Raw genomic sequence first — 13938 nt, 5'->3', positions numbered from 1 at the left:
CCCCGGCACCCTCCCCCGTGTCACGCGCCCGTGCCGGGCCCCGCCCACAGTCCGTCGTCCGTCAGCCCCAGCAGGTCGATCGCGTTGCGGCGCACGATCCGGTCCACGACATCGGCGTCCAGATGCCCCATCTGCGCCTCGCCGACCTCGCGCGACTTGGGCCAGGTGGAGTCGGAGTGCGGGTAGTCCGTCTCGTACAGGACGTTCCCGACGCCGATCGCGTCCAGGTTCTTCAGGCCGAAGGCATCGTCGAAGAAGCAGCCGTAGACGTGCTCGGCGAACAGCTCCGACGGCGGACGGTGGACCTTGTCGGCGACGCCGCCCCAGGCCCGGTTCTCGTCCCAGACCACATCGGCGCGTTCCAGGATGTACGGAATCCAGCCGATCTGGCCTTCCGCGTACATGATCCGGAGGTTCGGGAACCGTTCGAACTTGCCGCTCATCAGCCAGTCGACCATCGAGAAGCAGCAGTTGGCGAAGGTGATGGTGGATCCGACGGCGGGTGGCGCGTCGGCCGAGGTGGACGGCATCTTCGAGGACGAGCCGATATGCATCGCGATCACCGTGCCCGTCTCGTCGCAGGCCCGCAGGAACGGATCCCACTCGTCCGTGTGAATCGACGGCAGCCCCAGATGCGGGGGTATCTCGGAGAACGCCACCGCGCGCACACCGCGCGCCGCGTTGCGCCGGACCTCGTCCGCGGCCAACTGCGCGTCCCACAGAGGGATCAGGGTGAGCGGGATGAGCCGGCCGCGCGCCTCGGGCCCGCACCACTCCTCCACCATCCAGTCGTTGTACGCGCGCACCCCGAGCAGCCCCAGTTCGCGGTCCTTCGCTTCGGTGAAGGTCTGGCCGCAGAAGCGGGGGAAAGTGGGGAAGCACAGGGCGGACTGGACGTGGTTGACGTCCATGTCGGCGAGCCGGTCGGGGACCGAGAACGACCCCGGACGCATCTGCTCGTACGTGATGACCTCGAGCTTGATCTCGTCCCGGTCGTAGCCGACCGAGGTGTCGAGCCGGGTCAGCGGGCGGTGCAGATCCTCGTACACCCACCAGTCGCCGATCGGCCCGTCGTCCCCCTTCGCACCCATCACGGGCGCGAACTTTCCGCCCATGAAGGTCATTTCCTTGAGCGGTGCGCGGACGATGCGCGGGCCGCGGTCGAGGTACTTGGACGGGAGCCGGTCCCGCCAGACATGAGCGGGCTCCACCGTGTGGTCGTCCACCGAGATGATCTTCGGGAAGGTCTCCATGCCCACCACGGTAGCGCTGATCTGACGTACCGTCAGCTCTCTGTGCCGTTCCTCGTTCCACAATCGTTGTCGAGGGCTTGTGCAGAGAGTCACCTGCTGCTGACGTGTCCGCCCCTGACAAGGCAGACTGTTGAGCGCGATACCAGCGGTACGGAGCAATCCGGATCCGTCCGTCCCGACCGGTACATGGGCGGCAGATCCGGAACGGACAGCACCAGCGTGATCGGTAGGACCGGCGGGGCGAGCAGGGCAGGGGGCAGCAATGGACCGTGACCACGGGCCGCGCATGCATGTTCCGGAGCAGCGAGCTCCACAACAGGAGGCGGCCGACGGCGCCGATCTGCGCTTCGCCGTGCTCGGCCCGGTACGGGCATGGCGGGGCGGCAAGGCGCTGCCGTCCGGTTCACCGCAGCAGCGCGCCCTGCTGACGGCACTGCTCCTGCGCGGCGGCCGTACCGCCACCGCCTCCGAGCTCATCGACGCCATCTGGGGCGAGGACCCGCCCTCGCAGGCGCTCGCCGCGGTACGCACGTATGCCTCCCGGCTCCGGAAGGTCCTCCACCCGCGGACGCTGGTCAGCGACGCCGGTGGATACGCGATCCGGACCAGGCGCGACGCCCTCGACCTGACGGTGGCCCAGGAACTGGTGGCAGAGGCGGACAAGGCCCGTGCGGCCTGCGACCGCGCCCAGGCCCGCACCCTGCTCAACAAGGCGCTCGGCCTGTGGGACGGCGAAACTCTGGCCTCCGTGCCCGGCCCGTACGCCGAGTATCAGCGCAGCCGGCTGGAGGAGTGGCGACTCCAGCTCGCCGAGACCCGCCTGGACCTGGACCTGGAGGTCGGCTGCCACGCGGAGGCGGTCTCCGAACTGACCGCGCTGACCGCCGCGCACCCGCTGCGTGAACGGCTGCGCGAACTCCTCATGATCGCCCTGTACCGCAGCGGCCGCCAGGCGGAGGCGCTCGCGGTGTACGCCGACACCCGCCGGCTGCTCGCCGACGAACTGGGCGTCGACCCGCGCCCCGAGCTCTCCCAGCTCCAGCAGCGCATCCTGCGGGCCGACGAGGAGCTGGCCCGTCCGGCCGACGAACCGGCTCCGGCCCCCGCACCCGTCCGCCCCGCCCAGCTCCCGGCCACGGTCCCGGACTTCACCGGCCGCGCCTCCTTCGTACGCGAACTGGGCGACCGGCTGGCGACCGCCGAGGGTTCGGTCATGGCCGTCTCGGCGCTGGCCGGCATCGGCGGTGTCGGCAAGACGACCCTCGCCGTGCATGTCGCCCACCAGGCACGCCAGCACTTCCCGGACGGCCAGCTGTACGTCGACCTCCAGGGCGCCGGCGCACGGGCCGCCGAACCGGAGACGGTCCTCGGCGCGTTCCTGCGCGCCCTGGGCACGGCGGACTCGGCGATCCCCGACTCGCTGGACGAGCGTGCCGCGCTCTACCGCTCCACGCTCGACGGCCGCCGCGTCCTGGTCCTCCTCGACAACGCCCACGACGCGGCCCAGATCCGCCCTCTCCTCCCCGGCACCGCGGGCTGCGCGGCCGTGGTCACCAGCCGCGTCCGCATGGTCGACCTGGCCGGCGCCCATCTGGTCGACCTGGACGTGATGTCGCCGGAAGAGGCGCTCCTGCTCTTCACCCGCATCGTGGGCGAGGAGCGCATCAACTCCGAGCGGGAGGCCGCCCTCGACGTGGTCGCCGCCTGCGGCTTCCTTCCCCTGGCCATCCGTATCGCCGCCTCCCGTCTGGCCTCCCGCCGCACCTGGACGGTCTCGGTCCTGGCCGCCAAACTCGCCGACGAACGCCGCCGCCTGGACGAGCTCCAGGCCGGCGACCTCGCGGTGAAGGCCACCTTCGAACTCGGCTACGGCCAGCTGGAACCCGCCCAGGCCCACGCCTTCCGCCTCCTGGGCCTGGCGGACGGCCCGGACATCTCCCTGGCCGCGGCGGCGGCCCTGCTCAACCTGGAGTCCCACGCGGCGGAGGACCTGCTGGAGGCCCTGGTCGACACCAGCCTCTTGGAATCGGCCGCCCCGGGCCGCTACCGCTACCACGACCTGGTACGCCTCTACGCCCGCTCCTGCGCCGAACGCGACGAACAGCCGCCCGAGGAGCGCGAGTTGGCGCTGTCGCGGCTGCTGGACTTCTATCTGGCGACGGCGGCGGGGGTGTATGCGCTGGAGCGGCCGGGGGAGCGCGTGCTCGACCATTTCTCACGTACCGAGTACCCCGGTCTCACTTTCGGCGACCGTGAAACAGCGCTGGACTGGCTGTTCACGGAGTCCAGCGGATTGCTCGCGTGCGCACGCCAGTCGGCCGCCATCGGCATGCCGCGGCGCGCTTCCGACCTGCTGATGGCAGTGGTCGACCTGGGTGAATCAGGCGCGAACTCGCACCAGTTCGCCACTGCGGCCAAAGCTGTCAGCGACGCGGCCCAGATCGCCGGTGAAGCTCGCGCGGAGGCGAGGGCGCGCACCATGCTGTCCCATGTGCACAGCATCTCGGGCCGATTCGCCGAGGCCGAAGCCCAGGCCATTCGGGCACTGGACCTGGGGCGCCTGGCGCAGGACGCGGTTTCGCAGGGACAAGCGCCCAACCAGCGAGGCATCATCGCTCTCTACGAAAACCGGCACGAGGACGCGGAGTCTCATCTGACCCAGGCGATGGCCGCGTTCCGCGCTGACGGCAACAAGCCCGGAGAGGCTGCTGCGCTGTGCAACCTCTCGCGCGTGCACCTGGCGACCGGCCGAACCACCAGCGCCGTGCACCTGGCCCAGCAGGGTGTCTCCATCTATGAGAGCGACACCACTGACCTGGCTCTCCGCCTCGCCAATGGCAAGTACGCGCTAGGACTGGCACTCATCGGCAGTGGGCAGACGTCCTGGGCCCGGAACGTCCTGCTGGAAGCGCTGAGGATCTTCCAGGAGAGCCGTCAGCGGCTGTGGCACGGGATGACTCTCTTCCGGCTGGCCGAGCTGCACCTGACCGAACAGGAGGGGGCGCAGGCAGCGGCCCACGCGGAGCAGGCTCTGGCGGTGCTCCGCGGCATCGGAGGGGACTGGCGCCGCGCCAACGTCCTGACCGTGCTCGGCCAGGCCCTGACAGCCATCGGCCAGACCGACCGGGCACAGGTCTGCTGGGGCGAGGCATTGGCGATCTTCGAGGAACTGGGTTCCCCGGAGGCAGGAGCGGTGCGTGAACTGCTCGACCCGGCGGCTATCGCCTGACCCCTCGTGCAGCGTTCATCAATCGTTTATCGCCGCACGGCACTCTTTACTCATCGATCCGCCGCGTCGGGGGGCAGACGGATCGGCGTGCGGTCTCACCACTATGGTGAACGGCCCCGGAAAGCCCGTCCGGCAGTCCACGGGGGAACAGCCGGACGGGCCTGCCCGACCTCTACATCCACCTTCAGGAGCTGACGTTCATGGCCGTCAACAAGGACAACCTCAAGCCCACGGATGCGCACGCCACCGGCGAGGAGATCACCACTCTGGACGCTCACGCCACGAGCGAGCCCCTGAAGCCGCTGGACGCTCACGCGACCTCCGAGCCGGCCAAGCCGACTGACGCCCACGCGACGAGCGAGCCGGCCAACTAGGACTGCATTCGACGGGGAGCGGCCGCGGCGGCGCGGAGGGGGAGCCGTCGCGGCCGCTGCATGTCCACGCGCGCCTTCGTCGTGCACGACGAGCGGGTCGTCGAATCCGTACGGTCGCCGGGCTGCCCCGTCGACAGCACGGGGGGCCCGACCCGTCAGGCCCCCCGCCCCCGCAGCTCCCCCTTCACCACCTTGCCGCTCGCGTTGCGCGGCAGCTCGTCCACGAACTCCACCGCTCTCGGGACCTTGTAGTTCGCCATCTCCCGCCTCGACCAGGCGATCAGGTCGTCGGCCGTGACCGTCGCGCCCGGTCTGCGTACCGCGTAGGCCTTGCCGACCTCGCCCAGGCGGGAATCGGGGATGCCGATGACCGCCACGTCGGCCACATCCGGGTGCAGGCCGAGGAGCTGCTCTATCTCGGCGGGGTACGCGTTGAAGCCGCCGACGATGAACATGTCCTTGATCCGGTCGGTGATCCGGAGGTTTCCGTCCTCGTCGAGGACCCCCACGTCGCCCGTGTGGAGCCAGCCGTCGGGGGTGATCGTGGCGGCCGTGGCCTCCGGGGCCTCGAAGTAACCGCGCATCACGTTGAAGCCGCGGACCAGGACCTCGCCGGGGGTGCCGGGGGCGTCGGCCAGGACGCGGATCTCCGTGCCGGGGATCGCCCGGCCCGACGTCGAGGCGATCGTCCGCGCCGGGTCGCCGCGGCGGCACATCGTGACGATGCCGCTCGCCTCGGAGAGGCCGTACGCGGTGAGGACCGTCGCTATGCCGAGTTCCGCGCGCAGGCGTTCCACCAGTTGGAGCGGAACGACCGCCGCGCCCGTCACGACCAGGCGGAGGGCGGAGAGGTCGTGGGCGTCCCGGGCCGGGTGGTCCAGGAGGGACTGGTGGAGGGTGGGCGGGCCTGGCAGGACCGAGATGCGTTCGGCGGCGATGTTGGCCAGGACCGTGTCGACGTTGAACACCGGTTGCGGGACCATCGTCGCGCCCCGCATCAGGCACGCGATGATGCCCGCCTTGTAGCCGAAGGTGTGGAAGAAGGGGTTCACGATCAGATAGCGGTCCCCCTCGCGCAGATCCGCCAGCTCGCTCCAGATCGCGTAGCAGCGCAGGGTCTGGGCATGGGTGATGACCGCGCCCTTGGGCCGGCCGGTGGTGCCCGAGGTGTAGATGATGTCGGAGGGGGCCGAGGGGGCGATGGCGGCAGCCCGGGCCCGTACCGCCTCCGGCGCCACCCCCTCCCCCGCGGCCAGGAAATCCTTCCAGGTGACGTAGTCGTCCGGGGCGCTGTCCGCCAGTACCACCACCCGTTCCAGGTGCGGGAGCGGTACGTCGGCCCGGCGCAGGGACGCCACGTACGACGTGCCGAGGAAGGTGCCCGTGACGAACAGCAGTTTCGCCCGGCTGCGCTGCAGGATGTACGCCGCCTCCGCGCCCTTGAAGCGGGTGTTGAGGGGGACCAGGACGGCCCCGGCCGTGACGGCACCGAGCGCGGAGACGATCCAGTCCAGGGTGTTCGGGGCCCAGACCGCGACCCGGTCCCCCGGCTCGACGCCCGAGGCGATACAGGCGGCGGCGGCCCGATCGACGCGATCGCCGAGTTCGGCGTACGAGATCCGGGTCCGGCCCTCGACGACCGCCTCCCGGTCCCCGTACCGTCGCGCCGCCGCCCGTACCAGCTCCGGGATGCTGCCCCACTCCTCGTCGCCGCGCATCGTTCGCCCTCTCTGACGCAGTAGCCGACCCAGTAGCTGACTATCCGTCAGATTAGCTGTAGCCTCAGCCGCTGTCAGCAGTCATGACGGTCTCGGAGGTGGCGGTGGCGGCACTCAAGGACGTGACAGCGATAGCCGGCATAGGGCAGACGGCCTTCGCGAAACAACTTCCGGAATCGGAGAAGACCTTGGCCTGCCGGGCCATCGTCGCGGCGCTCGACGACGCGGGCATCGACGCCTCGGAGGTGGACGCCTTCGCCTCGTACACGATGGAGGAGACCGACGAGGTCGAGATCGCCAAGTCCATCGGTGCGGGCGACGTCACCTTCTTCAGCAAGGTGGGGTACGGGGGCGGCGGTTCGTGCGCGACGATCGCGCATCTCGCCGCGGCCGTGGCGACCGGGCAGGCGAGTGTCGGTGTCGCCTGGCGCTCGCGGAAGCGGGGATCGGGGCCGCGGCCCTGGAAGAACACCGCCGTGCAACTGCCCACCCCCGCCCAGTGGACCCGGCCGTATGGACTGCTGCGGCCGGCCGACGAGATCGGGATGCTGGCTCGGCGGTACATGCACGAGTACGGGGCGACCCGCGACCATCTCTTCAACGTCGCCCTCGCCTGCCGCAACCGTGCCAACCAGAACCCGGACGCGGTGATGTACGAACGGCCGCTGACCCGCGACATGTATATGACCTCGCGCTGGATCAGCGAGCCGCTCTGCCTCTTCGACAACTGCCTGGAGACGGACGGCGCGCTGGCCTGTGTCATCGTCTCGGCGGAGCGGGCCCGCGACTGCCGGCAGAAGCCCGTCTACATCCACTCCGTCGCCCAGGGGCTGCCCGCCCAGCACCACGGCATGGTCAATTACTGGAACGACGACCCGCTCACCGGACCGGCCTGGACGGCCGCCCGGCAGCTGTGGAAGCAGGCCGACTTCGGCCCCGACGACGTGGATGTCGCGCAGATCTATGACGCGTTCACCCCGCTCATTCCGCTCTCGCTGGAGGGTTACGGCTTCTGCGGGCGTGGCGAGGGCGCCGCGTTCACCGAGGGCGGGGCGCTGGAGAGCGGCGGCCGGCTGCCCATCAACACCGGGGGCGGCGGGCTCAGCGAGGGGTACGTGCACGGCTTCAACCTCATCAACGAGGGCGTGAAGCAGTTGCGCGGCGTCTCCACCGCCCAGGTCCCGGACGCCGGTACGTGCCTGGTCACCGCCGGGGAGGGTGTGCCCACCTCCGCCGTACTGCTGAGGAGTTGAGGAGCCGACATGGATGCTCTGCTGATGCCCGTCGTGGACGAGGACGGCGCCCCCTTCTGGGAGTACGCGGCCCGCGGCGAACTCCGCGTCCAGGCGTGCGCCGCCCCGGAGTGCGGACGGCTCCGCTTCCCGCCGCGGCCGTGCTGTCCGCACTGCCAGTCCTTCGCGAGCGAGTGGCGGCCGATGAGCGGACGCGGCCGTATCTGGTCGTACGTGCTGCCGCATCCGCCGCTGCTGCCCGCGTACGCCGCGCAGGCCCCGTACAACGCCGTCGTGGTCGAGCTGGCCGACGCCCCGGGGATCCGGCTGGTCGGGAACGTGGTGAGCGGTCCGAACACCCCGCTGGACTCGGTCGATCCGGGGCGGCTGCGGATCGGGGCGCCGGTACGGGCGGTGTTCTGCCCGTCCGGGTCCGGGGTGACGCTGGTGCGCTGGCTGCTGGAGCGGTGACCCGCGATGACACTGCGGACGGAGACGGACAAGGAGACCGGGGTCGCGCTCGTCACCCTGGACCGGCCCGATAGGCACAACGCGATCGACCTGGCGACGGCCGCCGAACTGACCGCCGCCTGGCGGGCGTTCCGATTCGACGACGGGGTGCGGGCCGTCGTCGTCACCGGTGCGGGCGGCCGGGCCTTCTGTACGGGGATCGACCGGGGCGTGGCCGTGCCGCAGCCCTCGTCCCCGTACACGATCGACGATCCGCTGATCGCGATCGGGCCGAAGGCGAACGACCTGTGGAAGCCGGTGATCGCGGCTGTGGAGGGGATGGCCTGCGGCGGGGCGTTCTATCTGCTGGGCGAGGCGGAGTTCGTCATCGCGTCCGAGGAGGCGACGTTCTTCGACCCGCACACCACGTACGGCATGGTCAGCGCGTACGAGGCGATCTCCATGGCCCAGCGGATGCCGTTCGGCGAGGTGGCCCGGATGTCCCTGATGGGTACAGCCGAACGGGTCACGGCCCGGCGGGCGTACGAGACCGGGCTGGTCAGTGAGGTGACGGCGCCCGGCGGCGCCGTGGCGGCGGCGCTGCGGGCGGCGGCGGTGATCGCCTCGTATCCGACGGAGGGTGTGCAGGGGACGGTCCGGGCGGTGTGGTCCGCGAGGGAGGCAGCCAGGGCGCAGGCCATGGCGCACGCCCCGCACCTGATCGCGCTCGGGAACCTGGCGCCGGAGCGGCAGGCCGAGCTGTTCCGGGGGCGGGGCGGCAACGGCTTCCGGCTGCGCTGAGGCCAGTAACTCAGCAGGTCAGTAACTGAGCTCGGCCTCCACCCGGCACGTCTTCACCTTGGAGACCTTGCCCGGGCTGTCCATCCGTACGGAGACGGTCTTCGTCTCGCCGCCCTCGGCCTCCACGCTCGCCTCACCGCGGTCGATGGTGTTGCCCCGCGCGTCGAGGAAGGCCACGTCGACGTCGTACACGTGTGAGCCGAGGGCCTCCGCCGTGAGTTTGACGGTGGAGGCCGTGACGGCCTTGCGCTTGCCCTTGCGGGGCTGGGCGCAGCGGACGACGTACGCCTGGGGCGCGTCCGAGGCGCTCGGGGCCGGTGTCTCGTAGCCGGCGTTGCCGGAGGAGCCGCTCGACGAGTCGTAGCTGTCGTCGTTGTCGTAGTCGCTGCGGTGGTAGCCGCCGTTGCTCTTCTTGGAGTTGGAGCAGCCGCCGCCGCTGCCGCTCGATCCCTTGCTCTTGCCGCTTCGGCCGCCGTGACTGGAGGTCGAGAAGCCGGTGAGCGCGAGTACCACCACGACCAGTACCGCGGAAAGCCTTATGTGCTGCCGCATCATCGATGCAGCCCCCCTTGAGTTGTTGTCCGTCTCTGCTGCTGTCGAACGACCGCGCGACACCGTATGTCGAACGACCGCGCGACACCGTAGCGCAAGGATGCGGGCGTCAGAGGCCAGGCGTAGCGTCGGGGGCGGTAGCGGTACAGACTCGTGACGCCGGTCCGCGCACACGCAGGAGGCCGATGATGATCCGCAACGTCCTCGGCTCCTTCCTCGCTCTCCTGGGAGCGGCGGCCGCCGTGCTGAGCCCCTTCCGTCAGTGGTACGCCGGCCGTCTCGGGCGTCACTACCGGGTCGACGAGCTGTTCACCGGTATCACCGGCAGTCGGCCCGGACCACTGAGTTCGATCCTGGTCGTCTTCCTCTTCGCCGCTCTGCTGACGGTGGTCGGCGTGGTGCTGCGGTCGCGGCTGCTGGTGGCGGCCGCGGGTGTGGTGACGCTCGGGTTCACCGTGCTGTGGATGGTGCGCCAGGGGGAGGCGGTGGGCGGCCTGACGGTCTCGGGCGACGGTTCCGGGCTGCGGTGGGGGGCGGCCGAGGCGACGGTGGGCGCGGTGCTGATGCTGCTGGGCGCATGGGTGATGCCGGGACGGCGCGGTGGCGGGCGGCGGCCTGCCCGCGGGAGCCATGACCAGCCGTACTCCGCCCCCGATTCCAAGAACCCGGACACCTGGCCGCCGACACAGGAGCCGGGGCCTTCCGTACAGACGAGTCCGTTGCCGGAGCCCGAGCCGGACCTGTACACGGGGCCGCCTCCGGAGGACCGCCGCCCTGGTCCGGAGGACCAGGACACGGCTGAGTACCCCTCCGTGCCGGACGAGGGCCCTGACACCCACCGGCCCCCGCGCCCCTGAGGCGTACGACGCCCCGACGCGCTACGCCCGGGCCCGGTTGCCCGTGCCCGTGCCCTTCAGCGCGTCCAGCGCGTACACGCAGCGGTCCTTGCTGCACGCGTACACGACACCGCCCCGGGCGACCGGCGAGCCGGTGATCTCGCCGCCCGTCGCGAGCTTCCAGCGGAGCTGGCCGCCCGCCGCGTCCAGGGTGTACAGGACGTGGTCGGCGGAGCCGAAGTGGACCCGGCCGTCGGCGACCACCGGGGCCCCCACCACCTCGCCGCCCGCCGCGAACCGCCACTTCGGGGTGCCGGTGACCGCGTCGAGCGTGTACAGGGCGCTGCCACTGCCGACGTGGACGTTCCCGGCCACCACCAGGACCGGTTCGATCGACTGCCGGGCCTCCGTGGCGATGCGCCAGCGGTCCTTGCCGGTCGCGGCGTCGAGCGCGTACACCGTGCCGAGGTAGTCGGCCAGGTACACGCCGCCGCCGGTGACGGCGGGCCCCGGCGCGAACGCGGGCGGGGAGAGGAAGACCGCGGGCGACTCGAAGTGCCAGCGGACATGACCGGACACCGTGTCCACGGCCAGGACCCGGGCCCCGGCGCTGACGTACACGAAGCCGTCCGCCGCCGAGGTCACCCGGACCGGCACTCCACCGCAGGAGGCGGCGTCGCCGATGGGGTACGACCAGCGCTCGATGCCGGTACGGGCGTCGACGGCGCGCAGCCGGGCGTCCTGCCAGAGGTAGACCGTGCCGTCGTGGATCACGGGCCCGGCCTCCGGCGTCTCGAAGTCGGTCTGTACGCCGCCGTTCTCCCACAGCTTCTCGCCCGTGGACGCCTCCCACGCCTGGACGCCACCGCCCCGGGTGCCGGTGACGACGGTGCCGCGGTCGGCCTTGAGGGAGTACACCCAGGCGTCGGTCTGCAACCGCCACCGTTCGGCGCCGGTCGCCGCGTCCAGGGCGTACAGCGACGGCCCGTCGGAGGCGTGGATACGGCCGCCCTCGACGGCCATCACCCAGGCCACGTCCCGGGTCTTGAACTGGCGCCTTCCGTTGCCGACGTCCAGGGCGTGCACCTCGAACGACGTGACGTAGAGGAGGTCCCCGGCGACGACGGGGGTCCCCCAGACGTCGTTGGACATCCGGAACCGCCAGGGCCGCCAGCGGTCGGGGCCCGGGGGTGCGGACTCGGGGGCGTGCGCGGGCCCGGGCAGGGGGGCGGGCGGGGCGGCGGGGGCCGCGGGGGCCGCGCCGTTCACCCCGGCGGGCGGGCGCACCCAGCCGGTCGCGGGGCCGGCGTCCGCGGCGGCCGTGGCGGCGGCCCGGACGTCCTGGGCGCGCGGGCCGGGGCCGATCGGCACCTTCGCCCCGGGCAGCCGCACCGGACCGCCCCCTCGGGCAGCCGGGCCGCGGCGGCGGCCGGGGAGCGCAGGTCGGCGCCGCTGCGCCAGGCGGTGTGCCGGTCGGCGCCGGGCGGCTGCTGGGGCGGCGGCATGGGAGCCGGGGCGGGAGCGGGTGCCTGAGCGGGCGCGGGCGGGGGAGCCGGAGCCGCGGCTCTGCGGCCGCCGCCGCGGCGCAGCTCGATCATCGCGGTCGCGGAGGTGGGCAGCCAGGCCGAGGCCGTACCGCTGTCGTCGCCGCCGGAGGCGAAGAGATGCGGGGCGAGCTGGGCCTGCAGGTCGGCGGGGGTGGGCCGCAGCCCGGCGTCCATCTGCATGCAGGAATCGATCAGCGGCCGCAGTTCGTCGGGCAGACCCTCCAGGTCGGGGCCCTCGCGCAGCAGCATGAAGACCGTCTCGACGGGATTGGCGCCGTGGAAGGGCGCATGGCCGGTGGCGGCGAAGACCAGCGTCGACCCGAGCGAGAAGACATCGCTGGCGCCGGTGACGCTGCGCGAGTCCCGCGCCTGCTCGGGCGACATGTACGCGGGCGTGCCGACGGCGACGTTCGTCATGGTCAGCCGGGTGTTGGAGACCCCGGACGCGATCCCGAAGTCGATCACCCGCGGGCCGTCCTCGACGACGAGCACGTTCGACGGCTTCATGTCGCGGTGGACTAGACCCGCACCGTGGATCGACTGGAGCGCCTCGGCGATACCGGCGGCCAGCCAGCGCACCGCCTGGACCGGCATGGGCCCGCACTCATGCGCTATCTCTTCGAGCGACGGTGCGGGCACATAGGCGGTGGCAAGCCACGGCACGGCGGCCCGCGGATCGGCGTCCACCACCGCGGCCGTGTAGAAGCCGCTGACGGCCCGGGCGGCCTCCACCTCACGCGTGAAGCGGACCCGGAACAGCTGGTCCTCGGCGAGCTCCGTACGTACCGTCTTGATCGCCACCCGTCGGCCCGAAGCCGAGCGGGCTAGATAGACCAGCCCCATGCCACCGGCCCCGAGCCGTCCCAGCACCTCGAACGGGCCGATCCGTCTCGGGTCGTGCTGCGTCAGCTGCTCCACCACTTGCCCTGCCACCTCCCCGTACGGGCCTCAGGAACAGAAGCCCGCGAAAACCCGCCCTGTACGGCGTCTCACCACTGGGCACCACCCGGCGGTGCGCACCCCGATTGTTCCTGGCTGAGTCCCTGGTTGCGAACCCGGGGGCCGACCGGGGTGTCCTAGCTCACTCTGCCCTGTTCCCGGACACAGGGGGCTGAAGTACGGCGAATACGGCACCCTGGTCGTCCTGGAGGACCGCCGTCCGTCCGTACGGGATGTCGAAGGGCGGCGCGGAGATGCGGCCGCCGAGGCGTACGGCGTGTCCGGCGGTGGCGTTGCAGTCCTGCACGGCGAAGTAGCTCAGGAAGTAGCTGGGCATCTCGGCCGGGAAGGCATCGGTGATGACGCTGCGCCCTCCGATCGCGGTGTCCGGTCCCGGTTCGGTGCCCGCCGGGGACCACATGCGGAAATCGACGCCGGGTTCGGGGGCGCCGGGCTCGGCGGCACCCGCGGCGTCGAGGTCGGTGCCCTGGAAGCCGAAGACCTCCTCGTAGAAGGCGTCGACGCGGTCCTTCTCGCGGGTGTAGACCTCGGTCCAGCAGAAGGAAACCGGTTCGTTCTGCTTCTGGAAGCCTTCGCGTTCACCGGCCTGCCAGAGCCCGAAGACCGCTCCGCCGGGGTCGGCCGCCTGGGCGAGCGCTCCGGCCCGGCCGGCCCGCACGGGGTCGGTGATCACCTGCCCGCCGGCCTCCCTGATCCGGGCGACGGTCGCGACGATGTCGTCGGTGGCGAAGTAGACGCCCCACGCGGTGGGCATCCGGCCGTCCTGCTTGGCGGCGAGCGCGGCGACGAGCCTCCCGTCGCTGAAGGCGTCCGCGTACGGGCCGTCGCCGGCCCGGAAGGTCCAGCCGAACAGCTCACCGTAGAAGCGTTTGCCCGCTTCGAGGTCGGGGAGCTGCACATCCACCCAGCACGGCGCGGATCGCGCGAATGCGGCCATGGGCCCGGGTCCTTCCGTCACAGTCGTACGCGGCGAGTGACGCTCGTCA

Annotated in this window: 10 protein-coding genes and 1 pseudogene; 6 read left to right on the top strand and 5 right to left on the bottom strand. The window is 71.6% G+C overall.

Going from position 1 to position 13938, the window contains the following annotated elements; translation table 11 throughout:
• Positions 1–20 precede the first annotated feature (20 nt).
• Positions 21–1253, bottom strand: a complete 1233-nt coding sequence (locus tag OG936_RS20285) for an amidohydrolase family protein (protein ID WP_406496454.1) — start codon at positions 1251–1253, stop codon at positions 21–23.
• 262 nt (positions 1254–1515) lie between these two features.
• Here OG936_RS20285 and OG936_RS20280 point away from each other — a divergent pair, with 262 nt between their 5' ends.
• Together OG936_RS20280 and OG936_RS20275 are read left to right on the top strand one after the other, a co-directional pair.
• Positions 1516–4482, top strand: a complete 2967-nt coding sequence (locus OG936_RS20280) for a BTAD domain-containing putative transcriptional regulator (RefSeq protein WP_406496453.1) — start codon at positions 1516–1518, stop codon at positions 4480–4482.
• A 200-nt stretch (positions 4483–4682) separates the two neighbouring features.
• The gene (locus OG936_RS20275; RefSeq protein WP_406496451.1) at positions 4683–4856 is read left to right on the top strand and encodes a hypothetical protein; all 174 of its coding nucleotides are present in this window, start codon (positions 4683–4685) and stop codon (positions 4854–4856) included.
• A gap of 155 nt (positions 4857–5011) precedes the next feature.
• On the opposite strand, the gene OG936_RS20270 is transcribed toward OG936_RS20275, so the two are convergent.
• The gene (locus OG936_RS20270) at positions 5012–6574 is read right to left on the bottom strand and encodes a FadD3 family acyl-CoA ligase (protein WP_406496450.1); all 1563 of its coding nucleotides are present in this window, start codon (positions 6572–6574) and stop codon (positions 5012–5014) included.
• A 104-nt stretch (positions 6575–6678) separates the two neighbouring features.
• Between OG936_RS20270 and OG936_RS20265 the strand changes: the two genes are divergently transcribed.
• Genes OG936_RS20265 through OG936_RS20255 form a run of 3 tightly spaced genes read left to right on the top strand, consistent with a single transcriptional unit; the run spans position 6679 to position 9057 of the window.
• A complete protein-coding gene (locus tag OG936_RS20265) occupies positions 6679–7827 on the top strand; it encodes a lipid-transfer protein (RefSeq protein WP_266752350.1) in 1149 nt (382 codons plus the stop codon).
• A gap of 9 nt (positions 7828–7836) precedes the next feature.
• The gene (locus OG936_RS20260) at positions 7837–8277 is read left to right on the top strand and encodes a Zn-ribbon domain-containing OB-fold protein (RefSeq protein ID WP_406496449.1); all 441 of its coding nucleotides are present in this window, start codon (positions 7837–7839) and stop codon (positions 8275–8277) included.
• Positions 8278–8283: 6 nt separating this feature from the next.
• Positions 8284–9057, top strand: coding sequence for an enoyl-CoA hydratase/isomerase family protein (locus OG936_RS20255; RefSeq protein ID WP_406496447.1), 774 nt, complete (start codon positions 8284–8286; stop codon positions 9055–9057).
• 18 nt (positions 9058–9075) lie between these two features.
• Here the strand turns inward: OG936_RS20255 and OG936_RS20250 are convergent, their stop codons facing one another.
• A complete protein-coding gene (locus tag OG936_RS20250; protein ID WP_406496446.1) occupies positions 9076–9612 on the bottom strand; it encodes a hypothetical protein in 537 nt (178 codons plus the stop codon).
• Between the two features lie 185 nt (positions 9613–9797).
• Between OG936_RS20250 and OG936_RS20245 the strand changes: the two genes are divergently transcribed.
• A complete protein-coding gene (locus tag OG936_RS20245; protein WP_406496445.1) occupies positions 9798–10466 on the top strand; it encodes a hypothetical protein in 669 nt (222 codons plus the stop codon).
• Positions 10467–10487: 21 nt separating this feature from the next.
• Here OG936_RS20245 and OG936_RS20240 read toward each other — a convergent pair.
• Positions 10488–12910, bottom strand: a pseudogene (locus tag OG936_RS20240) (PQQ-binding-like beta-propeller repeat protein).
• Positions 12911–13073: 163 nt separating this feature from the next.
• Positions 13074–13889, bottom strand: coding sequence for a VOC family protein (locus tag OG936_RS20235; RefSeq protein ID WP_406496444.1), 816 nt, complete (start codon positions 13887–13889; stop codon positions 13074–13076).
• Between the last annotated feature and the right edge of the window lie 49 nt (positions 13890–13938).

Origin of the sequence: Streptomyces sp. NBC_00846, assembly GCF_045207325.1 — a bacterium.
In the GTDB taxonomy this organism is placed as follows: domain Bacteria; phylum Actinomycetota; class Actinomycetes; order Streptomycetales; family Streptomycetaceae; genus Streptomyces.
This window is presented reverse-complemented; position numbering and strand designations above follow the sequence as displayed.